The organism is Rothia sp. HMSC069C01, assembly GCF_001814655.1.
Lineage (GTDB): Bacteria > Actinomycetota > Actinomycetes > Actinomycetales > Micrococcaceae > Rothia > Rothia dentocariosa.
Genome location: NZ_KV817408.1, coordinates 511,958 through 534,495 on the forward strand (window position 1 = coordinate 511,958; position 22,538 = coordinate 534,495).

The following is a 22,538-nucleotide window of genomic DNA, read 5'->3' on the forward strand; positions in this document are numbered from 1 at the left end:
GTGCATCTGCAGAATACGCCCTTACGCCGTATTTCGCCGGTTATACTAGTAAACCTAGACCCTACCTTCACTCTAACAAAGGAAAACAAGGGAATTATTATGCGTGTACTGACCGTTATTCCGACGTATAACGAGAAGGAAAACTTACCCGTTGTTGTTGAACGTCTTCGTAAGGCAGCACCCGACGTCGATATTCTAGTAGTTGACGATAATAGCCCTGACGGTACAGGTCAGATTGCGGATGCTATGGCTGAGCAAGATTCACAGATTCACGTTCTTCACCGTACCGTGAAAGACGGTCTTGGTGGAGCTTATCTTGCGGGGTTTGATTGGGGTCTCAATGAGGGATATGAAGTCCTTATCGAGATGGACGCTGATTGTTCTCACCAGCCCGAGCAGTTACCATCGCTAGTACATGCTGTTGAAGCTGGGGCAGATTTAGCTATTGGCTCCCGTTATGTACCCGGCGGAAAAACAGAAAACTGGCCCGTTCAACGCCAAATTCTTTCTCGTGGAGCAAATATTTATACGCGGGTTGTTCTAGGGACTGCGATCAAAGACATCACAGCAGGTTTCCGCGCATATAGGCGTGAAGCACTACAACGTTTGAATCTTGAAGGCATTGAATCTAAGGGCTATGTCTTTCAGGTAGACCTCGCTTGGCGTTCTGAGCAAGCAGGGCTCAAAATTGTTGAGGTTCCTATTACCTTTGTTGAGCGTGAGGTCGGAGCATCAAAGATGACCGGAAATATAATTTTTGATTCTATGCGTAAAGTGACGACTTGGGGCGTTTCCAACCGCATCAATAAGCTCAAACAGAAGCTAGGCAAATAACTAAACTTCACAAGAATAAGTAAGTGCCCGAACTACCCTTTGATAGTTCGGGCACTTTTGTATAATGTCACTCTGTATTCGTGTTGTATTCCTGTATAGCTGTACGCGCCAGACCATGAAGAATCGCTTCGAGTCCTAAGCTAAATGCGTTCTCTGCTGGAGTCTGCGAGCTACGCTGCATCGCTGTATATGCGTCTTGTAAATACGGATACTCATCTGCTGAAGCCGCAGGGTTAAAGATAGATTCGGGGGCGTGGGAGTCTACTGCAGATCCCAGCAGGAATGCCTCTAAAGATTCAATAACATTTAAAGTTTTATATTCTGGACACCCAAAAGCTCTTAACGTCTGAATGAGGACGTCATACATATGTAACGTTTGAGGGGCCCGATCGATCGGGGTCAATGCGAGCGCTGTTACCAAATCAGTGCTCTCACTGAACGCGTCTCGATAAGACTTCCCCCACAGACTCAAAGATTCAGTCCAGAGTTCTAGCTTTTCGGTGGGGGATAGGTGCTGCTCGTTAAGAATTTTAGTCGCTCGTATCAGGGGCTCCAGCGTAATGTCATTGATGACCGCATCGCTTATAGCTCCCAGTACTTCGTCACGAGACTGAAAGTGATTGTATAAGGAAGAGGGGGCGACGCCTAGCTTCTGAGCAAGTGCGCTCATAGTGAAATTTCCTTGATCGGCCAAAAGTCTACGTGCTGACCGCACAATTTTGGATGCGCTTAACACTGTCGAAGAGGGACGTCCAGCGCGTCGCATGGGGGAAGAGATCACGATAAATCCTTTACTATTTCTTTGCTTTCGGCGTGTACTGCCGTCCCGTCTGTGAGCAGTTATAAAACATACCATCAGAAATTTTACGCTTCATAAATGCCCCTAGATTTGTAATTTCTGTGTTCTGGGATACACTAAAACGAACACAATTCGTTTTGTGCTTCTTTGAGCGAAAGGGTTTAACCATGACGACCAAGAACGAAACTACGAATGAACTGACCCGAGACGTCGTAATTATCGGCGCAGGTCCTTCCGGACTCACTGCAGCATACCGGCTGCAGCAAGCAGGACATACCGTTGCAGTCCTTGAAGCGCGTGAACGTGTAGGTGGGCGTACATGGAACAACCATATTGACGGCGCATTCCTTGAAATCGGTGGACAATGGATTTCCCCCGATCAGACTGTTCTCACCGAGCTCGTTGAAGAGCTCGGGCTTAAGACCTTCTCTCGTTACCGCGAAGGTGAGAATCTCTATCGCGACCCTGACGGTACCATGCACCGGTACAACGGAGACATGTTTCCTGCCAACGAGCACACCCAGCAAGAAATGAAACGACTCATCGGAATTTTAGATGAGCTTGCAGCAGAGATCGGAGCCGAGAAACCTTGGGCGCACCCCAAGGCACGCGAGCTCGATACAATTAGTTTTCACCATTGGCTCCGCGAACAATCCAATGATGAAGAAGCATGTAACAATATTGGGCTCTTCATTGCTGGTGGTATGCTCACTAAACCGGCTCACGCATTCTCAGCTTTACAGGCAGTACTTATGGCTGCATCTGCAGGGTCGTTCTCTAACCTTGTCGATGAAGATTTTATTCTCGACAAACGTGTTCTGGGTGGCATGCAGTCCGTCTCCTTAGCCCTCGCAGAAAAAATAGGACAAGAGAATATAATTCTTGAACACCCGGTCCGCGTTCTACGTTGGCAAGAAGACGGAGAATACCCCGTACTTGCTGAAGCTGAAGCCTTCTCCGAAGGTGGAGAGACCTCACCTGAAAAAAACATCATTGTTCGAGCAAAGTACGCTGTTGTTGCGGTTCCTCCGAACCTATATTCACGTATCCATTTTGTGCCGCCGCTAGATCGCCGACAGCATCAAATGCATCAGCACCAGTCCCTTGGTCTGGTTATCAAGGTGCACGCTGTTTACCCCACACCGTTCTGGCGGGACAAAGGTCTCTCAGGAACCTGTTTTGCCGCTAATAACCTGGTACAAGAGATTTACGACAACACTAACTACGACCCAGCAACTGGAGAAGAAGAAGCTCGCGGCACTCTAGTAGGGTTCGTCTCCGACGAAGCAGCGGATGAAATGTTCACCATCAGCGCCGAGGAACGCAAAGAACGCATCCTAGACTCCATGGCGCAAATGCTCGGAGAAGAAACAAAAAATCCCGTGGTGTACTACGAATCAGATTGGGGTGCCGAAGAGTGGACTCGTGGTGCATACGCAGCCAGCTATGATCTTGGCGGACTGCATCGCTACGGCGCAGACCAAGAAGCCCCAGTAGGACCAATCTACTGGTCATGCTCAGACATTGCTGCCGAAGGCTACCAGCATGTCGATGGTGCTATACGCATGGGAGAAAAAACAGCAAAACTGCTAGCCGCAAAACTCAAATAAGATCATTCGCATCGTAACGCACACACGGGCAGCTTTACTGGGTGAGCTAAAGAATGACATACCCAGTAAAGCTCCCCAAATACGGATGGGAAACATGAAATACGTCGTAGGATATTCGCCTGACGCACGGGGCCGTTCAGCTCTCCAACTAGGAGTCGTACTAGCTCGCTCCCTGGGTGCAGAATTGGACGTAGTGTACGTCATTAAACCGCAAAGTCCTCGCCTTGCAGCGCCACGATCCAACTTCGAAGACTTACTCCAAAAGCAAGCCGTTCAATGGCTCGAAGAGGCGCAGCACTACGTGCCTGCTCAAGTAGTCGCCCGCTTCCACCTACGCCGCGCCAATTCCGCAGTCAGCGGCCTACTAGAACTAGCCGACGCTATAGACGCCGGACTCATTATAGTGGGCGGCGGTAACACCGGAAATTGGCTTTGGCACTCACTAGGCGCGGTTGGGAACGCTCTTCTACACCGTTCACGCATTCCCGTCGCTCTAGCACCACGTAAATACAGCGCTTCACACACGATCAAACAGTTCGACTGCGCCGTATCCCCAGACATCGACTCCATAAACCTTGTCGAAGAAGCCATAGCAACCCAAAACCGAACAGGCATACCAGTACGCCTAGTCTCACTCTACGAAGAAGGAAAAGACCTAGACGATACAACCTATCGCAGCATCATCCAAGACCTCGTAGACCAATCCGCAGTCAAACCAATAAACCCACAACAGCTAAGCATCGCAGTAGGCGCAGGAACTACCATCGTAGAAGCGGTCGATTCTGTGCACTGGAACGAAGACTCCGTGCTAATGGCCGGATCCTCCAAGCTAGCCCAACGCGGAGAACTCTTCCTAAGCTCAACAACCGCAAAAATCATGACCAAACTTCCTATTCCCCTCGTCGTAGTACCACGCGACTACCACCCTGGACGCAAGGGCTCCCAACAGCAGCCGTGGACAGGCTCAATCCCTATCATCAAACAATAGCCCGGTTTCTCACGTGATATACACCGCCGTACTATCATCCCAAGGAAAGGAAAACAATGGAACAACACCTTCAAGAACTCATTAACAAAATACCCACTGGGCTACTCATCGGCGACACTTGGCGTGAAGGATCCGCAGGGGAGACGTTCGATGTCCTCAACCCAGCGACCGAAGAAAAGCTCACTACCTTAGCATCAGCAACACCTGAAGACGCAATAGCAGCCCTAGACGCAGCATGCCATGTTCAAGACCAATGGGCACACACGCCGCCGCGTGAACGTGCAGAAATACTACGACGGGCATACGACCTCATCACCGATCGCTCCGAAGAATTCGCCACCCTCATGACCCTCGAAATGGGAAAACCCCTCGCAGAATCACGAGGAGAAGTAGTCTACGGAGCCGAATTCTTACGATGGTTCTCCGAAGAAACCGTACGCGACTACGGACGCTACCAGCCCACACCCGAAGGTAAAAACCAAATACTGGTAAAGCATAAACCCGTAGGACCATGCCTACTCATCACCCCATGGAACTTCCCACTAGCTATGGCAACACGCAAAGCCGGAGCTGCAATAGCAGCAGGATGCACAATGATCCTCAAACCTGCACGGCTCACACCCCTAACCGCACAATACTTCGCACAAACCATGCTCGATGCGGGGCTACCAGCAGGAGTACTCAACGTAGTTGCATCAGCAACTGCATCAGCCGTCTCAGATCCTCTCCTTGCAGACTCACGCCTGCGCAAACTCTCATTCACCGGCTCCACTCCCGTTGGCAAAGCCCTTCTAAAATCAGCCGCGCAAAATGTCCTACGCACCTCCATGGAGCTCGGCGGAAACGCCCCCTTCATCGTCTTCGAAGACGCAAATATCGACGAAGCCATTGAAGGCGCCATGGGAGCAAAAATGCGCAACATGGGCGAAGCCTGCACCGCCGCAAACCGATTCCTAGTCCACGAATCCCGTGCCGAAGAATTTTCCACCAAATTAGCGACGAAAATCGCAAATCTCAAAACCGGCAACGGTCTAAACCCAGACACCACCTGTGGCCCCCTCATAGAACAAAAAGCAGTAGATTCCATCCACGAACTTGTACAAGACGCTCTTGACCGAGGTGCCCAAGCTCTGGTCGGCGGTTATCCCCAAGACGGTCCCGGATACTTCTACCAACCCACAGTCCTCATCAACGTTCCCCACGATGCACGCGTCATCCAAGAAGAAATCTTTGGACCCGTAGCACCCATCATCACCTTTTCTACCGAAGAAGAAGCAATCCAACTTGCCAACAACACAGAATACGGGCTAGCATCCTACGTCTACACAACAGATACATCCCGCGCCCTACGAACACTAGACCGCCTAGAAGTCGGCATGACAGGTCTCAACATCGGCATCATGTCAAACGCTGCAGCCCCATTCGGAGGCGTTAAACACTCCGGACTAGGACGGGAAGGAGCCGCCGAAGGCATCGCCGAATACACCTACACACAATACATCGGCATCAAAGACCCATACGCCAGCTAAACCACCCAAAAACCATCCAAGATACGCACAACACAACAATTTCTCGAAGGGTTCGTTTTACCTTCCCACAAGGAAAAACGAGCACACACAAACTTACAAACCTACGTAAGTCCAAACCCCAAAGGAGAACGTTATGAAGCGCTTGAAGAATTTCATCAACGGCAAGTTCGTCGATTCCACCTCTGATGAGGTACTCGACATCGTATACCCCGTAACCGGCGAAGTCATAGCACAAGCACCAATATCCACTAACGACGACGTCAACGCCGCCATGCATGCGGCTCAAGACGCATTCAAAACGTGGAAGCATACGACCCCTTCAGATCGCCAGCTACTTCTCCTCAAACTCGCAGACGCGCTCGAAGAAAACGTCGACGTACTCGTTGAAGCCCAACACCGCAACACCGGACAGCCCCGAGAACTCATCCGTGACGAAGAAGTCCTCGTCGGTGCCAACCAGCTACGTTTCTTCGCAGGGGCAGCACGCACCCTAGAAGGAAAAGCAGCAACCGAATACATGGAAGGACATACCTCATACGTACGGCGCGAGCCCATCGGCGTCGTCGCCCAAGTAACCCCCTGGAACTATCCCCTCATGATGGCATTATGGAAGTTGGGTCCCGCGCTCGCTGCCGGGAATACTGTAGTTCTCAAGCCATCTGACACCACACCAGAATCCACCCTCGAATTGGCAAGGCTTATAGGGGAAATATACCCTGCCGGTGTTGTCAACGTTGTGCTGGGGACCGGTGAAACTGGTGAAGCTATGGTAGGGCACCCGGCCCCTGCCATGGTTTCTATTACCGGATCAGTACGCGCAGGTCAGGCAGTTGCTACCGGTGCTGCAGCTGGTCTGAAACGTTCTCATTTGGAGCTTGGCGGTAAAGCGCCAGCAGTTGTTTTTGCAGACGCGGATTTGCCTCGTACTGCGCGCATGCTCGCAGATTTCGGTTATTTCAATGCTGGTCAGGATTGTACGGCAGTCACTCGCGTACTCGTTCAAGACAGTGTTTACGACAAGTTCCGAGATCTGCTGGTAGCTGCTGCAAAAGACACAGCTACTGGGCACGAAGACGATTCAAAGAACTTCTACGGTCCATTGAACAACATCAATCACTTTAAGACCGTCATGAATAAGCTCAACAGCCTCCCTGGACACGTCACAGTTGAAACCGGTGGTAAACAGTGCGGCACCCGTGGCTTTTTTGTGGAACCTACGGTGCTGAGCGGAGTCAATCAAGACGATGCTGTTGTCCAAGAAGAGACCTTCGGACCAGTTCTTACGCTCCAAAAATTTACTACAGAGGCGGAAGCAGTTGAGCTTGCTAACGATGTAAATTATGCGTTGGCGTCATCAGTTTGGACGTCAAATCATAGTACTGCTATGCGAGTTTCTCGCGATCTTGATTTCGGAGCGGTTTGGATTAATACGCACGTACTTCTGACTGCTGAAATGCCTCATGGCGGATTCAAATACTCGGGTTACGGTAAGGATCTTTCCTTGTATTCCGTTGAAGAATACACACGTGTTAAACACGTCATGAGTGATTTGAGCGCATAAAGAATAGCTTCTCCAAGCTCAATTCGGCAAAAAGAGCTCCTGCATCACACGTTAGAGAAGAGCTTGTGGAGCGGTACAGCTCTGTTGTCTAGGTGCTGTACCGCCGCCTCTTCACAATTCACATATTATCCATGTAGCTTATGCTACGTTTTCCTTTGAAAGGTAGTCTCATGGTAGAGATGTATCGTCTTCCTCAAGAGATAAAACTTACCGGAGAGTTTCCCGGCCCCTCATCACGTGCTCTTGCACATCGTCGCTCACAAGCTGTTCCTGCATCTGTCGCTTCTGGGCTCCCAGTTTACGCGGCTGATGCAGACGGTGGCGTCATTATTGATGTTGATGGTAACTCGTTGGCTGATTTGGGAGCGGGTATCGCAGTCACAACTGTCGGTGCATCAGCCCCCAAGGTAGTACAAGCAGTTCAAGAATCGGTCACGCACTTCACCCACACCTGTTTTATGGTTACTCCTTATGAGGGGTATATCGCAGTTTCTGAAAAACTAAACGAGCTAATACCCGGACGCTTTGAGAAACGCTCAGTACTTTTCAACTCTGGTGCGGAGGCAGTTGAAAATGCTGTAAAAATTGCTCGTGCAGCTACCGGTCGCAATGCCGTAGTTGTTTTTGATCATGCCTACCATGGGCGAACCAATTTAACAATGGCGTTGACTGCAAAAGTAGCACCATATAAGAAAGGCTTCGGTCCTTTTGCTCCTGAAATCTATCGTGCTCCTATGAGCTACCCTTACCGGGACGATCAGAGCATGGATGGTAAAGAGGCAGCTCAACGCACCATCAACATGATCGAGAAGCAAATTGGTTCAGAATACGTAGCTGCAATTCTCATCGAGCCTATCCAGGGTGAAGGAGGGTTCATTGTTCCCGCCGATGGCTTCTTACCAACGCTGGTTGCATGGGCACGCGAAAAAGGTATAGTCTTTATCGCTGATGAAGTACAAACTGGTTTCTGCCGCACTGGCAAATGGTTTGCGAGTGAGTACGAGGGCGTTGAACCCGATTTGGTCACCACAGCTAAGGGCATTGCTGGTGGTATGCCACTTTCAGCCGTCACTGGTCGGGCAGAGCTTTTTGATAAAGTTCAACCAGGAGGATTAGGCGGAACATACGGTGGTAATCCTGTATCTTGTGCGGCTGCTCTTGCGGCTATTGAAACTATGCAGGATCTTGATTTGAACGCACGAGCTCTGCATATTGAGAAACTGGTGACAGCAGCGTTAGCCCCGCTTGTTGATGAGCTAGACATTGTAGGGGATTTCCGCGGACGCGGTGCTATGCTCGCACTGGAGTTCGTAGCAGACTCTATTTCGAAAGCCCCGCATCCCACGGCGGCCAAGGATATCGCGGCTTACTGTCAGCAACGAGGAGTACTCATTCTTACTTGTGGTACTTACGGCAACATTATTCGTCTGCTTCCTCCGCTTACTATCAGTGATGAGCTCCTAAAACAGTCAATGAATATTCTTATCGAAGGTATTCGAAGCGTTTCATAATTTTTTGGAGGCTTACAGGGCCCCGGTCATATCTCATATAGCGATCGGGGCTCTTGTCACAGCTAATCCTATTCCACACATGCGCCAGTTATTTACCTATAGCTATTTTATGCGCACACCTTGTAGACAAAAATTCAGGTGATTTTACTACTGTTCTGGATTAATTAGACTAAATCGCATATTGAGCAGGTCGATATAAGCACACACCGTCTGGCGACGACACTCCGATAGAGGGAGAGCACCTTGTCTCAGAATAATCAACCCCACAAGTTACATAAAGGTCAGAATCTAGCCAAAGATTCTGCATCAAATAACCCCCACGGTGCTATTGATACAAGCGCCGCTAACAAAAAGGGATTATCTTCCGGATCTGTATCTCTTTTTGGCTCCATTATTATTGGTATCTCTGTGGTAGCACCCGCATACTCATTATCGGGGGCTCTGGGTCCTGTAGGAGCTGTAGCGGGGGAGCACATGCCCGCGATCTTTCTCGTTGGGTTTATCCCTATGCTATTGGTAGCTATTGGCTACCGAGAGCTTAACGCTGCTATGCCGGATGCGGGAACAACATTCACTTGGACAACCAAAGCATTTGGTCCGTGGGTTGGTTGGCTCGGAGGCTGGGCATTATTAGCAGCTACCATCTTGGTTCTCTCAAACCTCGCAGGTATAGCTGTAGATTTCTTTTACCTGGCTTTGTCTCAGGTTTTTTCTAACCCAGATCTAGCGACGCTTTCAAGTAATACCTTTATCAATATCGGCACATTCTTAGCCTTGATGAGTTTCGGGTGTTACATCACATACCGCGGGCTGGATGCGACTCAGAAGATCCAAACTGTTTTCATTATTTTCCAGCTTGTCGTACTCGCTATTTTTGCGGGTGTCGCTCTCTATAAAGCGGTCACAAATACTGGGTTTGCTAACCTTGCTCCGACTCTTGAATGGTTTAACCCCTTCGGAATCGAGTCATTCTCAGCTTTCTCTTCCGGCATATCTCTTGTCTTCTTCATATATTGGGGTTGGGACGCTGTCCTCACTATGAATGAAGAAACAGAAGGTGAGCATACAACTAGCGGTCACGCAGCTGTTGGCACTATCCTCACAGTAGTTCTGCTGTACCTGTTAATCTCTGTGGGGACTTTGGCATTTGCGGGTACGTCCTCAGAAGGTCTGGGTCTAGGAAACTCTGATAACCAGGAGAATATTTTTGCTGTTCTTTCGGGACCTGTACTAGGTTCTTTCGGAATTATTATGTCTTTTGCAGTTCTTATTTCGGCCTTAGCCTCTTTACAGTCCACGGCAGTTTCACCAGCTCGAACATTGCTAGCCATGGGATATTACAAGGCACTCGGGCCTAAGTTTGCGAGTATTAGCCCAAAGTACCAATCACCTAGTTATGCGACCATCGCTTCCTGTCTGATTGCTACCTTGTTCTACGTTCTTATGCGTTTTATTTCAACCTCTGTGCTTTGGGATACTATCTCCGCTTTGAGTTTGATGGTCTGTTTATACTACGGCGTGACGGCATTTGCCTGTGTATGGTATTTTCGAAAGGTGGCCTTCTCATCAGGCTTTAAGTCATTTGTGAACAAGTTTTTGTTTCCCTTTTTGGGAGGCATTATGCTTCTTGTTTTCTTCATTCAGACGACCTATGATTCCATGGATCCCCATCATGGCTCGGGGTCTGAAATTGGGGGAGTCGGACTAGTTTTCTGCTTAAGTGTCGCGATTCTTCTCTTAGGAATTTGCGTTATGGTGTATCAACGTTACCTCCGTCCTGCCTTCTTCAAAGGCGAGGTCCCGATGGAGGTAGAGCATATGATTGACTAGTTATTTCTCATGTGCACAAGAAGGGGAGAGGAACCTCTAAAAGGGTTCCTCTCCCTTATGCATTATGAATGTATCCTACAGTGCATAATGAGAACGGTAGTATTCCAACCGATCTTCTAGAGTCTTCTCTAACTCTTCAACGCTACGTCGTTCCATCAGCATGTCCCAGTGTGTACGAGCTGGCTTATCATCGTCATTCTGGGTGTCACTCTCGCCGTTGACCAGATATGCTTCTCTACCAGTTTTAGCAACCCAGACCTGTGGAATTTCAGCTTCAGCAGCAAAGGTCACAAATACGCGGTCACCATCAGTGGTTCGGTACTCTACACGTTGACGGGGTGCAGGCTGTACATTGGACTCGGTTTCCATAGATTGAGTTCCAAGACGCATACCACGCAGGCTACGATCGCTCACAATTCCTCCAGACTCCAGAAAGGGTTTCCGCAGATACTCAGCGGCTGCATAACGTTGGGCGGGGGAGAGCTATTCCCTCGAACGTCTAAAACATCCATTATATCGAGAATATTCTCCGCCGCCCAACTACTAGAGACAGCTATTCGCGAAGTCAAGCTAAACTATCTTAACTATTGAAGCCATATCCTTGAGATGGGTTCTCAAAAGTATCAGGCTTTGTATATGTTGCTTTTGCCGATCCATCGTTTATGTCCGATACCGGCAAATTACCGAATGCGTTGCCAAGACCTCGTAGAGCATCGCCAAGTTCTGTGGGGATAAACCAGAGTTTATTAGCTTGACCGTCAGCAAGTTTGGGCAAGGTTTGCAGATACTGATAGGTGAGTAGCTGTTGGCTCGGGTTAGATTGATGGATGGCTTCGAATACCTTATGAACAGCTTCAGCTTCACCATCAGCTCGAAGGATTGCAGATTGAGCGTCACCTTCAGCTCGAAGGATTTGAGCCTGTTTTTCAGCTTCCGCGCGAAGGATAGCAGCCCTAGATTCACCTTCAGCCGTCAGAATATCTGATTGCTTCTGACCTTCGGCCGTCAGAATGGCAGCACGACGATCACGCTCTGCACGCATCTGCTTCTCCATTGAGTCCTGGATAGAGTGTGGAGGCTGAATTTCTTTAATATCGACACGAGATACTCGTAGTCCCCAACGGCCGGTTGTGGCATCAAGAACTCCACGCAATTCCGCGTTGATTTGATCGCGAGAGGTCAAGGTCTGCTCAAGGTTTAGACCACCGACTACGTTACGGAGGGTCGCACTGGTGAGCTCGTCAACAGCACGAATATAGTTCGTAATTTCATAGGTTGCGTCCTTGGGGCTCGTTACCTGAAAGTAAACAACGGTATCAATTCCAACCACAAGGTTATCTTCGGTAATCACGGACTGAGAGGGGAACGAGACAACCTGCTCACGGACATCAATTAGAGGCAACACGCGGTCAATAATTGGTACCACCATATGCAAACCGGGTTCTAGCACGGTTCGGAACTTACCAAGACGCTCAACGATTCCTGCTCGACCTTGAGGAATCACTCGAATGGTTTTAGCCAACAAGATAAGAACAAAAATGAAGAGAATCACAAGAAGAATAACTGGGACCATATCTTCATTACCTACTTTCTTTTTCGGTGATTAATAACAAAATTTAGGGGCGTAGATGGAACATTTTATTCAGCTTCAGGGGTAACAGCTGATCCTTCTGGCAAAGTTGATACATGCGGGTACACAAACGCCGTAGCACCGTTAATAGTTTCGACCTGGGCGTAGGAGCCGGAAGGGATAGGAGCTCCTGAAGTACGTGCTGTCCAAATTTCGCCTTCAAGACGCACTAAACCAGACTCAGCAGTGACATCCTCTGTCACAAGAACAGTTTTACCCCGAAGAGCTTTGGCATTTGTAACAGTATTTCCGGCAGAGCGGTTGAGGCGTTTCAGAAGAGGCGGACGTAGAATAAGCACAAAAAGGATGCACAAAACCGCGAAAACTATTCCTCGAGCGAAGAAATGTTCGATAAATGGTGAAATAGCCGATGTGATGAGGGCAGATAGGGAAAGCATCAAGAAAAAGAGATCGAGAGACAGCATCTCAATTATCGCAAAGAGCAAAGCTAGTATTAGCCAAAATGTCCATGGGCTGTCAAAGAGCCAATCCATATTTTTTCCTCCTCATCGTAGGCACAATAATCCACCGTATAGAGAGCCCAAGCCATACAAACATTATTCCATGAGGTGCATCACCAATCAAAGAGTTTACTCACACAAACTCACAACACCACAAATAGCTGATAATATACATTATGTAAAGTAAAGTCAGAAAACCACACCCCAGCCACTCAACGTTCCGTGTACTTGAACCGGATTAGCTGCCAGTGCGCCCTCGTAAAGACGGTTTCACCCCAGCAGCTTCTTTCTCCTCAATGTCCAGTAAAGCTACAGATACACCAAACTCTTCTATTTACATGAATAGGCGCTTTACGGACTCGGCGTTTCTACCACCAGGTGGCTAAACTCTACCCAGGCGTTCAAAACTTGAGCTGCTGCCCCAGTATCAATAGATTGGCGTGCATCCGCCAAGGCTTCTGTGTACCGTTCCTCAAAACTCCTGCCGTCGTTTTTTCGGTAAGCTATCAGACCGGCCGCCGCATTAATAAGAACTGCATTGCGAATTGCATGCAACGAGTCTTTTGCCGACTCGCCCTCCCCAGCTAATACTGCGCGAAACACACTGGCGTTATACTCAGCGTCTCCCCCTCGCAGGTTATCTAATGAAGAACGCTCAATCCCATAGCCTTCGGGATTGAAGACATATTTCTGAAGAGTACCCCCACTTGCTTCCCAGATCTGGGAAGTTGTAGCAATTGTCAATTCATCAAGCCCATCATCCCCCCGGAATACAAGGGCATGGTCACCTCGATTCGCGAAAACCCAAGCCATCTTTTCTACCATCTGCGGATTAGCTACCCCAATTGCAGATGATGACACTCGCGCAGGGTTTGTCATGGGTCCTAGGTAGTTAAAAGCCGTTGGTATACCTAACATTTTTCGAGTCGGCCCTACGAACCGCATGGAGGGATGAAAAGTCATTGCAAATAGAAAGGTGATCCCTACCTGCCGAGCGCACGCGGCAACAGACTTAATCGGCATATCTAGCTGAATACCTAGCGCCTCCAAGACATCTGCCGACCCTGATTTAGAGGTTGACGCCCGATTACCATGTTTAACAACTGTCGCACCTGTACCAGCAATAACCAAGGCTGCCATGGTGGATATATTGACGGTATTCTGCTGATCTCCGCCAGTGCCTACAATATCAACCGCATGTACGTCAAGATCAATAGTTTCAGCTTTTGCAAGCATTCCTCGCGCAAGGGCGCCTAACTCTTCAGAGGTCTCCCCCTTCATGTGGAGCGATGTCAGGAAGGAAGCGAGTATAGGTTCAGGCGTTGAACCAGTCATAATTTCATCCATAGCCCAGTCCACATGACGAGAACCGAGATCCTGCCCAGAGACGAGCTGATTCAAAATGTATTTCCAGGTTAATGACTCATGTGCAGTTATATCCATACTCCCGATTTTAACCTTCCTGCAGGATTCATCTGCTGCCAGCGCATAGGGCGCCACAGCTTTGAGGCTTCTCTCCCCCACGAACTTACCAAAACATTACACATAGAGCGTGTCGCACAAATCTCGTGAAAACCGCTAGTTTACAGGGAACTCTAAGGATTTTCCCAACACACCGCAAGATTTAAGAGGTTATGTATTCGCTCTTCGCAAGTTTTAGCGACATAATGTCTATGTGACAACTGTAACCAATAACCCCAGCAGGCCGGCACATCCGGCTCTTAACCGACCCAACACGGTCGCCATTGGTACCGTCGTGTGGTTGGCATCAGAGCTGATGTTCTTTGCCGGGCTTTTTGCTATGTACTTCACCCTTAAGGCATCACGTCCTGACATTTGGGCTGATAATGTACATATCCTTAACGTTCCCTTCGCTTTTATCAACACAATCGTTCTTGTGCTGAGTTCTGTGACATGCCAGATGGGCGTATTTGCCGCAGAACAGCTCAAACCACGCCGCTCCGGTTCTTTGCTGAATATTAAGGCATGGGGCATGGCTGAATGGTTTGTGTTGACTTTCATCATGGGCGCAATTTTCGTCTGCGGTCAGGCTTATGAGTACGCAACCTTGGTTTCAGAAGGCGTAACCATTGCATCTAGCGCTTACGGATCCGCTTTCTACATCACAACAGGGTTCCATGCGTTACACGTGACAGCTGGTCTAGTAGCTTTCCTCCTGATCATTGGTCGCGCATTTGTCGCTAAGCGATTTGGTCATTACGAAGCAACTAGTGCAATCGTTGTCTCGTACTACTGGCACTTTGTAGATGTCGTGTGGCTCGCTCTATTTGCCGTAGTGTACTTCGTCAAATAACAGTCCAACACTTTCGCCCCGTCCGTATCCATTTTTACTAGCACACACAAGGAACAAAAGACGTGAAGGCACTTTCACAGAAGCGGCGTCACCCGCTTGCAGCTATTGTGTTGCTTGCGTTGGCTCTCATCCTCACTGGTGGTCTCTACACAGTTGCCACTGCCACCAATCAGGCCAAGGCCGAGTCAAGCCATGCATACACTCAAGATGATGTAAACGCTGGTCAAAAACTTTTCCAAGCCAACTGTGCAACCTGCCATGGAATGAACGCTGAAGGCACCGCTGATGGTCCTTCGCTCATCGGTGTTGGTGCAGCCGCAGTTGATTTTCAGGTTGGTACCGGCCGCATGCCTATGCAGATGCAAGGTACACAGGCTCAAGTCAAACCTGGTCAGTTCAACGAGGAACAGACGAAGCAGCTCTCTGCATATGTTGCTTCGTTGGGCGCCGGTCCTGCAATACCTGAAGCAGAGAATCTAGATACCACCAAAGGCGATGCCGCAAATGGTGCCCGTGTCTTCCTAGCCAACTGCGCAATGTGTCATAACGCGGCTGGTGCGGGTGGTGCTCTTACCCGAGGGAAGTTTGCTCCTTCTCTCATGGGTGTTAGCGAACAACATATCTATGAAGCCATGGAAACTGGACCTCAAAATATGCCTGTTTTCAACGACGCAAACCTTACCCCGCAAGAGAAGCGTGATGTTATCACCTATTTGAAAGCACAGGAAAAAAATGTTTCCCCTGGTGGTCTTAAGCTAGGCTCTCTAGGTCCTGTCGCTGAAGGTCTGTTGATTTGGAGCGTCGGTCTAGGGATCGTGCTTATCTTTGTTATTTGGCTGACCTCTCGCTCAGCATAAATACGCACATACTATTCGTATCGGAAAAGATTTGAGGCAACACATGGGAAACCATCGTGACGGTCAAGACGCTCAGAGCGTTACCGTAGTTACCTCTTCAGAGGATTCAAAGGAGCAGTTTCAGAATCCTGGGCTGCCTCCACATCGTCCACGTCTGACAGATGTGGATTCGAAGCGTGCTAAAGGTGCTGAGCGCCAAGTTATTCTACTCTTTGTACTATCAATGCTCGGCTCTTTGTTATTCTGGGTCGCGTATTTCGGTATATCAGTTGAAGGTAACTTCTTTGATGTAAACAATACAGAGCCTACCAGTAAACTGCAGCTGCAGAACCTCTTGCTTGGTTTAGGTATAGCATTCGCTATGTTCGGCATTGGTATTGGAGTTGTTCATTGGGCACGTACGCTTATGCCTGACCATGAACTCGTTGAGGAGCGGCACGATTTGCGTCCTGAAGAGGATCGCGCCGAGGCAGAAGAAATCATCGAAACTATTATTGATGAGTCAGGTATTAAACGCCGTCCTCTCCTGCGCAATACTCTCATTGGCTCAGTTATTCTGGCTCCGTTAACTTTTATTACGTTCCTGCGCGATCTGGGGCCGAATGATCCTGCAGTTCTTAAACACACGATGTGGGATCAGGGTGTCCGTCTTGTACGCGACCCTTCTGGGACTCCGATTAAAGCTTCTGACGTTACGATCGGATCCGCTTATCACGTTCTGCCGGAGACCATCACGTCCCTCAGCCATGAAAATGGCTATCTAGAGGAAAAAGCTAAAGCAGTTGTCTTGTTGATGCGTCTTGACCCCAATGAGATGAAGATTTCGGAAGAACGCAAAAACTGGCACGTTGACGGTATAGTCGCTTATTCGAAGGTCTGTACACACGTTGGATGTCCCATCGCGCTGTACGAGCAGCGAACGCACCATCTGCTGTGCCCGTGCCATCAGTCTACTTTTGATGCGGCAGATGAATGCAAGGTTGTATTCGGTCCTGCAGGTCACGCACTCCCACAGTTGCCGATTACAGTCGATGATAATGGTTATCTTGTGGCTCAGAGTGACTTCCATGAGCCAGTTGGTCCCGCGTATTGGGAACGCGGTCAGCACGTCGAAGAAATGCGTGCAGAGCGTGAGAAGGAGGCGAAATAAGTAATGTCTACAACAACTGGCTACGAGTACAAACCTAAAAGCAACGCTGGGCGTATCGCGAATTTTGTTGATACGCGTGTTGGCATGTCTGGGGTTGTTAAAGAATTTGGCCGAAAAATCTTTCCAGATCACTGGTCCTTTATGTTCGGTGAGGTGGCTCTATACAGCTTTGTAGTGCTCCTTATTTCAGGAACTTTTTTAACATTCTGGTTTAACCCATCAACCGCTGCAGTTACCTATGACGGTTCATATGTACCCATGAAGGGTACAGAAATGTCTGTTGCGTTTGCGTCTACTTTAGATATCTCTTTTGATATTCGCGGAGGCCTGTTGATCCGTCAGATTCACCACTGGGCGGCTCTCATGTTTATGTTGGCCATCTGTATCCACATGCTTCGTGTCTTCTTTACAGGGGCTTTCCGTCGTCCACGTGAGCTGAATTGGGTTGTAGGTTGCGTCCTCTTTGTCACGGGTATTATGGCGGGCTTTACTGGGTATTCCCTCCCCGATGATGTGCTCTCTGGTAACGGTTTGCGAATTGTCGATGGCATTATGGTCGCAGTTCCGCTTGTAGGTACATACCTCTCGCTTTTCTTCTTCGGAGGCGAGTTCCCAGGTGAACACATTATTAGCCGCCTATACAGCCTGCATATTATGATCATTCCGGCAGTTCTGTTGTTGTGCGTTGGACTGCATATGTTCATGGTTGTCCTGCATAAACACACCCAATATCCAGGGCCAGGTCGTACCAACAATAACGTTGTTGGTTTTCCTGTAGGTCCGGTTTATGCTGCAAAAGCAGGCGGTTTCTTCTTCATAGTTTTCGGTATCATCGCTTTCTTAGCTTCCACCTTCACTATTAACGCAATATGGAACTATGGTCCCTACGATCCATCTCCAGTTCAAGCAGGTACTCAGCCTGACTGGTACGTAGGCTTTGGTGACGGTGCATTACGTCTATGGCCTGGTGTTTGGCCATGGTCATGGGAATGGCAATTCGGTGGAACATGGGTTCTGAATGTCCTACTGCCTTTTGCACTCGCAGGCGTCTTGATGGGATTCTTATTCACGTGGCCTTGGATCGAACGTTGGGTCACCAAAGATAATCGGGTTCATAATATTCTTGATCGCCCGCGTAACGCTCCATTCCGTACAGGCGCCGGTGTTGCCGGTATCATCTACTACTCAGTTTTGATGATCGCGGCATCTTCTGATTTGATCGCAACACATTTCCACGTCTCGCTAAATGATGTAGCTTATGTATTGCGTGCGCTCTTCTTCCTTGGACCCATCCTTGGTTTCGAGATTACCCGAAGGATTTGCCTCTCCTTGCAGCGTAAAGATCGTGAGCTAGTGCTTCATGGCATCGAAACTGGTCAAGTGGTGCAACTCCCCCATGGTGAGTTTATTGAGGTGCACAAGCCTCTTGACGAGTATCGTCGGTACAAGCTAGTTAGTTTCGATTCACCAGATGTAATACCTGCACGCCCCAATGCTAAGGGGAAGGTTACAATGCTTGAGAAAGCACGAGGCACCTTATCGAAGTTGTTCTTTACTGATCGTGTTCTTCCTGTAACTCCTACTGAGCTAGAAGAAGCTCATCATGAACATAATGAAGCTCAAAGGGTTGAGGGCGCTTCCTTTGATAGCCCCGAGGTTAAGGGCTAAAGTTACAACTTCATAAGTTTACTTGAGGGTTGGGGCCACAAAACTGTGGGACCAACCCTCAAGTTTGTACCGCATGTATCTCTTCCAGCAATGTTGCTGTTGACCCAATATCATGTCCATCTTCTAAGGCCAGGAGTCCAGACTTTCTCATGAAAAATTCTCATAAGCAGCATGGCCCTATTCCTGAAACTAAGAATCTTTGCCTACTTATCAGCGATCGCTATATACCTGATGCCATAATGGAATAACTTCATATGTGCTAAGCACACCCCGTCCCTGAAATTTACACAAACTATCATGCCGCTGGTCTTAGAGGCAGGAAGGAGCCTAGCGGATTAACAGATAAAAGTAGCAACAACCTAGGTTTGAGGTTGAGACTCTAGAATTCTTGCAGAGAGAGCACTTCTGCGAGTATATAATTGTCGTCTTTTCTTTCGAGCCGAGCGTACTGATAAGCGAGCGAAACTGCCTCTGCAAAAACTATTATCGTGCGATGGGCACGATTATATGGGCGGTTGCTCTCCCAAGATTCATCCGATCGGTATGGTGCGTCTCGCTGCTTCGATGATCCTCAGATAAACTGCCAATACAGACAATTAATCCAACTAGCTTTTTCTTACCTCCCTTTTTAGTACATGTCTGGGGCAGATAGAACTTTATTCGAGAATCTCTGGAATATAGAAAAGGCGGGGTTACATCATCCGTATAGATGATGTAACCCCGCCTTTTACTGTATATGATTAGTGTGCGTGATCACCGCGGTTGTATTCATATACCCACCCGATAACGGCGACTGCTACGATAGGCAAAGCAAGAATTAGTACCCACCAAGCAATCGCTGCCCCAAGAACAACAATCATGCACGTTAAACCGATCATGAACGGCCACCAAGACCATGGTGAGTAGAACCCATACTCACCAGCACTCTCAGCGATTTCACCCGTGTAGTTATCCATGGGTTGGCTTCCTAGTTTCTTATCAGTAAACATGAGGAAGAAAGCCAAGAAGAAGCACATGAGCGCCGTCACGAGGAGCGCGGGAAACCCGGCCCACTCATCAAAATTGGTCATAAACCCATAAACAATTCCAACAGGAATAAAGAAGATACCAAGGTACAGGAAGACCTTCCCGAGAACTTTCACGGTTTACTCTCCCTTCTGTGCTGCAAGAGCTGCAGCGGCAATATCATGATTCGTTGAAAGCTCGGGATGATGTAGGTCTAGAGCCGGGCGTTCGGAACGGATACGAGGCAATGCAGTAAAGTTGTGGCGGGGCGGAGGACAAGAAGTCGCCCATTCGAGAGATCCGCCGAATCCCCAGGGATCGTCGACCTCGACTTTCGGAGCATACCGAGCAGTAATGTAAACATTCCAGAACCAGGGAATCATTGAAACGGCAAGAATCATGGATCCAACAGTTGAGAACTGGTTCATCCAGGTGAAACCGTCTTCGGGCAGATAGTCAGCGTATCGACGAGGCATACCATCAACGCCAACCCAGTGCTGAATCAAGAAGGTCGCGTGGAACCCGAAGAATACCAGCCAGAAGTGAATCTTACCGATCCGTTCGTTGAGCATCTTGCCAGTGAATTTTGGCCACCAGAAGTAGAATGCACCAAACATACCAAACACAATGGTTCCAAAAATCACGTAGTGGAAGTGTGCAACCACGAAGTAAGTATCCGAGATATGGAAGTCTAGAGGCGGAGTAGCCAAGATAATACCCGTCAGACCTCCAAAGAGGAAGGTTACTAAGAATCCATAGATCCACAATAATGGAGTTTCAAACGTAATGGACCCCTGCCACATAGTCCCAATCCAGTTGAAAAACTTCACGCCGGTTGGAACACCAATCATCATGGTCATGAACGAGAAGAACGGAAGCATAATCGCTCCAGTTACGTACATATGGTGCGCCCATACAGTTACAGACAGGCCCGCAATAGCAATGGTCGCTGTAACAAGACCTTTGTAACCAAAAATGGGTTTACGTGAGAATACAGGTATAATCTCCGAAGTCACACCGAAGAAAGGTAGCGCAAGCACATACACCTCAGGGTGCCCGAAGAACCAGAACAAGTGCTGCCAGAGTACCGCTCCCCCATTTTCCGGATCAAAAATATGTCCTCCGAATCGGCGATCCATACCTAGAGCAAACAAAGCGGATGCCAGAGGCGGGAAGATCATAATAATCAAGATTGAAGTAATCAGAGTTGCCCACGTAAACACAGACATACGCCACATAGTCATGCCAGGGGCGCGCATTGCCACAATTGTAGTAATGAAGTTAACCGCACCCATAATTGTGCCGAACCCCTGCAACGCAAGACCAAAGACCCATAAGTCACCACCGACAGACGGGCTGTAAGTAGTGCTATTTAGTGGGACGTATGCAAACCAGCCGAAAGAGGCTGCACCTTGCGGGGTAATAAAACCTGCAATCGCTACTAGCGACCCAAAAAGGAAGAACCAAAAAGCCAATGCGTTTAAGCGCGGGAATGCCACATCGGGAGCACCAATTTGGAGCGGGATAAGCACGTTCGCCAAACCAGTGAACAAAGGGGTGCCGAACATGAGGAGCATAAGGGTACCGTGCATCGTAAAAAGCTGGTTAAATTGCTCTTTCGTCTGCAGGATCTGCATACCGGGCTCAAAAAGCTCAATACGCATCAGCAGAGCCATAGTTCCGCCCATACAGAAGAAAATGAAGGCAGAGATCAGGTACATGTACCCAATGGTCTTGTGGTCCGTGGAAGTAATCCAATTGACAAAGATGCGTCCCTTGGACTTAGGAACCACGCGCGGCGCAACAGCCGTTGCACTCTCAGTTGAATATTCGAGGGTAGTCACGTCTATTTCACCCCTTTATTGGTTAGCGGGACGCGGAGTCGCGTTCTGGTTGGGATTACGGTTGTATTCGTCCCCAGCGATACCCTGATTCTCGGGATTTTGCTTAAGGGAATTGATGTAGTTGTCGTAGTCTTCCTGTGAGACCACCTTGACATTAAACAACATCTCAGAGTGGTACTCACCGCAAAGTTCAGCGCATTTACCCTTATAATCACCAATTTCTTTGGTAGTGATATGAATATGGTTCGTCATACCAGGGATCGTATCCCGTTTCTCTAGGAAAGCCGGAACCCAGAACGAATGGATCACATCACGCGATTTGAGGACTACATCAACATTTGAGTTAACGGGCAGATAAAGCGTTGGAAGTTCTGCTTCTTTACCTGGCGAGCCATCAAGGTGAGCTTGTACACCGGTTACATGCACGTTTTCATCTGTGTAGTTGAAATCCCAGGCCCATTGTTTGCCATACACTTCAACAGTGACCTGTCGATCGGCACCAGTTTTAGGACCAGTTACTTGACGCTCGACTCGGTCTGAAAACGTAAACATACTGACGATCAAAACGACTGGAACGAAAGTATAAAAAATTTCCAGAGGCAGGTGATAACTGAGCTGACGAGGATAGCCACTTTCGTTCTTACGCCTACGGTAGGCAATGATGCACCATAGCATCAAGCCCCAAGTAATAAGACCGACAACAAGAGCTGCACTCCAAGTACCTACCCAGAGATGCATGAGGTTCTCGGCATTATCAGTAGCCGGATGCCCAGCTTTTGTAGGTAACCAGCCTACAGCTGCCCTATCCATTGAACAACCAGTCATCAGCAGCGTCGCTGTAGTCCCGAGGCCAACAAGACTTGCACGCTTACGACGACTGCCGGTTCGATATTGCGAACTCACAGACGGCCCTTCCTGTTCTTGCAGTGTGTGCTAGTGCTCAGGTC

At 48.7% G+C, this 22,538-nt stretch carries 19 protein-coding genes; 11 read left to right on the top strand and 8 right to left on the bottom strand.

Features of this window, described 5'->3' with window-relative positions:
• Positions 1-99 precede the first annotated feature (99 nt).
• Positions 100-834: a polyprenol monophosphomannose synthase gene (locus tag HMPREF2981_RS08915; protein WP_048778199.1), complete on the top strand. Its 735-nt coding sequence runs from the start codon at positions 100-102 to the stop codon at positions 832-834.
• 67 nt (positions 835-901) lie between these two features.
• Here HMPREF2981_RS08915 and HMPREF2981_RS08920 read toward each other — a convergent pair whose 3' ends face one another.
• Complete coding sequence (locus tag HMPREF2981_RS08920) at positions 902-1,600, bottom strand: TetR/AcrR family transcriptional regulator (protein WP_256370524.1); 699 nt, start codon at positions 1,598-1,600, stop codon at positions 902-904.
• Between the two features lie 200 nt (positions 1,601-1,800).
• Between HMPREF2981_RS08920 and HMPREF2981_RS08925 the strand changes: the two genes are divergently transcribed.
• The 6 genes from HMPREF2981_RS08925 (at position 1,801) to HMPREF2981_RS08950 (ending at position 10,662) form a co-directional block, all read left to right on the top strand.
• Positions 1,801-3,243 carry a flavin monoamine oxidase family protein gene (locus HMPREF2981_RS08925; RefSeq protein WP_070662497.1) on the top strand — a complete coding sequence of 481 codons (1,443 nt, stop codon included), beginning with the start codon at positions 1,801-1,803 and terminating at the stop codon, positions 3,241-3,243.
• A 94-nt stretch (positions 3,244-3,337) separates the two neighbouring features.
• Complete coding sequence (locus tag HMPREF2981_RS08930; RefSeq protein WP_179918894.1) at positions 3,338-4,231, top strand: universal stress protein; 894 nt, start codon at positions 3,338-3,340, stop codon at positions 4,229-4,231.
• 56 nt (positions 4,232-4,287) lie between these two features.
• Positions 4,288-5,760: an NAD-dependent succinate-semialdehyde dehydrogenase gene (locus HMPREF2981_RS08935; protein WP_070662500.1), complete on the top strand. Its 1,473-nt coding sequence runs from the start codon at positions 4,288-4,290 to the stop codon at positions 5,758-5,760.
• 133 nt (positions 5,761-5,893) lie between these two features.
• Complete coding sequence (locus tag HMPREF2981_RS08940; protein WP_070662502.1) at positions 5,894-7,321, top strand: gamma-aminobutyraldehyde dehydrogenase; 1,428 nt, start codon at positions 5,894-5,896, stop codon at positions 7,319-7,321.
• 140 nt (positions 7,322-7,461) lie between these two features.
• Positions 7,462-8,832 carry a 4-aminobutyrate--2-oxoglutarate transaminase gene (gabT, locus tag HMPREF2981_RS08945; RefSeq protein ID WP_070662505.1) on the top strand — a complete coding sequence of 457 codons (1,371 nt, stop codon included), beginning with the start codon at positions 7,462-7,464 and terminating at the stop codon, positions 8,830-8,832.
• A 243-nt stretch (positions 8,833-9,075) separates the two neighbouring features.
• Positions 9,076-10,662, top strand: a complete 1,587-nt coding sequence (locus HMPREF2981_RS08950; protein WP_048778209.1) for an APC family permease — start codon at positions 9,076-9,078, stop codon at positions 10,660-10,662.
• A gap of 75 nt (positions 10,663-10,737) precedes the next feature.
• Here HMPREF2981_RS08950 and HMPREF2981_RS08955 read toward each other — a convergent pair whose 3' ends face one another.
• The 4 genes from HMPREF2981_RS08955 to trpD form a co-directional block, all read right to left on the bottom strand.
• The gene (locus HMPREF2981_RS08955) at positions 10,738-11,076 is read right to left on the bottom strand and encodes an RNA polymerase-binding protein RbpA (RefSeq protein WP_070662508.1); all 339 of its coding nucleotides are present in this window, start codon (positions 11,074-11,076) and stop codon (positions 10,738-10,740) included.
• Positions 11,077-11,242: 166 nt separating this feature from the next.
• Entirely contained in the window at positions 11,243-12,235 is a 993-nt protein-coding gene (locus HMPREF2981_RS08960; RefSeq protein ID WP_048778212.1) for an SPFH domain-containing protein, read from the bottom strand.
• A gap of 65 nt (positions 12,236-12,300) precedes the next feature.
• A complete protein-coding gene (locus HMPREF2981_RS08965; protein WP_004004664.1) occupies positions 12,301-12,786 on the bottom strand; it encodes an NfeD family protein in 486 nt (161 codons plus the stop codon).
• Positions 12,787-13,104: 318 nt separating this feature from the next.
• Complete coding sequence (gene trpD / locus HMPREF2981_RS08970; protein WP_179918925.1) at positions 13,105-14,196, bottom strand: anthranilate phosphoribosyltransferase; 1,092 nt, start codon at positions 14,194-14,196, stop codon at positions 13,105-13,107.
• Between the two features lie 232 nt (positions 14,197-14,428).
• Between trpD and HMPREF2981_RS08975 the strand changes: the two genes are divergently transcribed.
• From HMPREF2981_RS08975 to HMPREF2981_RS08990, 4 genes are all read left to right on the top strand, one after another.
• Entirely contained in the window at positions 14,429-15,067 is a 639-nt protein-coding gene (locus tag HMPREF2981_RS08975; RefSeq protein WP_004004662.1) for an aa3-type cytochrome oxidase subunit III, read from the top strand.
• Between the two features lie 62 nt (positions 15,068-15,129).
• Entirely contained in the window at positions 15,130-15,924 is a 795-nt protein-coding gene (locus HMPREF2981_RS08980) for a cytochrome bc1 complex diheme cytochrome c subunit (RefSeq protein ID WP_070450227.1), read from the top strand.
• Between the two features lie 43 nt (positions 15,925-15,967).
• On the top strand, positions 15,968-17,074 hold the full coding sequence (locus HMPREF2981_RS08985; protein WP_004004660.1) for a cytochrome bc1 complex Rieske iron-sulfur subunit: 1,107 nt from the start codon (positions 15,968-15,970) through the stop codon (positions 17,072-17,074).
• Positions 17,075-17,077: 3 nt separating this feature from the next.
• Positions 17,078-18,742 carry a cytochrome bc1 complex cytochrome b subunit gene (locus HMPREF2981_RS08990; RefSeq protein WP_070662511.1) on the top strand — a complete coding sequence of 555 codons (1,665 nt, stop codon included), beginning with the start codon at positions 17,078-17,080 and terminating at the stop codon, positions 18,740-18,742.
• Positions 18,743-19,482: 740 nt separating this feature from the next.
• Here HMPREF2981_RS08990 and HMPREF2981_RS08995 read toward each other — a convergent pair.
• The 3 genes from HMPREF2981_RS08995 to coxB are packed head-to-tail and all read right to left on the bottom strand — an operon-like array spanning position 19,483 to position 22,494.
• Positions 19,483-19,884, bottom strand: a complete 402-nt coding sequence (locus tag HMPREF2981_RS08995; protein WP_048778218.1) for a cytochrome c oxidase subunit 4 — start codon at positions 19,882-19,884, stop codon at positions 19,483-19,485.
• A 3-nt stretch (positions 19,885-19,887) separates the two neighbouring features.
• A complete protein-coding gene (gene ctaD / locus HMPREF2981_RS09000; RefSeq protein ID WP_048778219.1) occupies positions 19,888-21,591 on the bottom strand; it encodes an aa3-type cytochrome oxidase subunit I in 1,704 nt (567 codons plus the stop codon).
• Positions 21,592-21,606: 15 nt separating this feature from the next.
• The gene (gene coxB / locus HMPREF2981_RS09005; RefSeq protein WP_013399060.1) at positions 21,607-22,494 is read right to left on the bottom strand and encodes an aa3-type cytochrome oxidase subunit II; all 888 of its coding nucleotides are present in this window, start codon (positions 22,492-22,494) and stop codon (positions 21,607-21,609) included.
• Positions 22,495-22,538: the final 44 nt, after the last annotated feature.

Excerpts from the sequence above, each read along its gene's own strand:
- HMPREF2981_RS08915 (WP_048778199.1), top strand. The coding sequence starts at position 100 with ATGCGTGTACTGACCGTTATTCCGACGTATAACGAGAAGGAAAACTTA.
- HMPREF2981_RS08920 (WP_256370524.1), bottom strand. The coding sequence starts at position 1,600 with ATGCGACGCGCTGGACGTCCCTCTTCGACAGTGTTAAGCGCATCCAAA.
- HMPREF2981_RS08925 (WP_070662497.1), top strand. The coding sequence starts at position 1,801 with ATGACGACCAAGAACGAAACTACGAATGAACTGACCCGAGACGTCGTA.
- HMPREF2981_RS08930 (WP_179918894.1), top strand. The coding sequence starts at position 3,338 with ATGAAATACGTCGTAGGATATTCGCCTGACGCACGGGGCCGTTCAGCT.
- HMPREF2981_RS08935 (WP_070662500.1), top strand. The coding sequence starts at position 4,288 with ATGGAACAACACCTTCAAGAACTCATTAACAAAATACCCACTGGGCTA.
- HMPREF2981_RS08940 (WP_070662502.1), top strand. The coding sequence starts at position 5,894 with ATGAAGCGCTTGAAGAATTTCATCAACGGCAAGTTCGTCGATTCCACC.
- gabT (WP_070662505.1), top strand. The coding sequence starts at position 7,462 with ATGCTACGTTTTCCTTTGAAAGGTAGTCTCATGGTAGAGATGTATCGT.
- HMPREF2981_RS08960 (WP_048778212.1), bottom strand. The coding sequence starts at position 12,235 with ATGGTCCCAGTTATTCTTCTTGTGATTCTCTTCATTTTTGTTCTTATC.
- HMPREF2981_RS08965 (WP_004004664.1), bottom strand. The coding sequence starts at position 12,786 with ATGGATTGGCTCTTTGACAGCCCATGGACATTTTGGCTAATACTAGCT.
- trpD (WP_179918925.1), bottom strand. The coding sequence starts at position 14,196 with ATGGATATAACTGCACATGAGTCATTAACCTGGAAATACATTTTGAAT.
- HMPREF2981_RS08985 (WP_004004660.1), top strand. The coding sequence starts at position 15,968 with ATGGGAAACCATCGTGACGGTCAAGACGCTCAGAGCGTTACCGTAGTT.
- HMPREF2981_RS08990 (WP_070662511.1), top strand. The coding sequence starts at position 17,078 with ATGTCTACAACAACTGGCTACGAGTACAAACCTAAAAGCAACGCTGGG.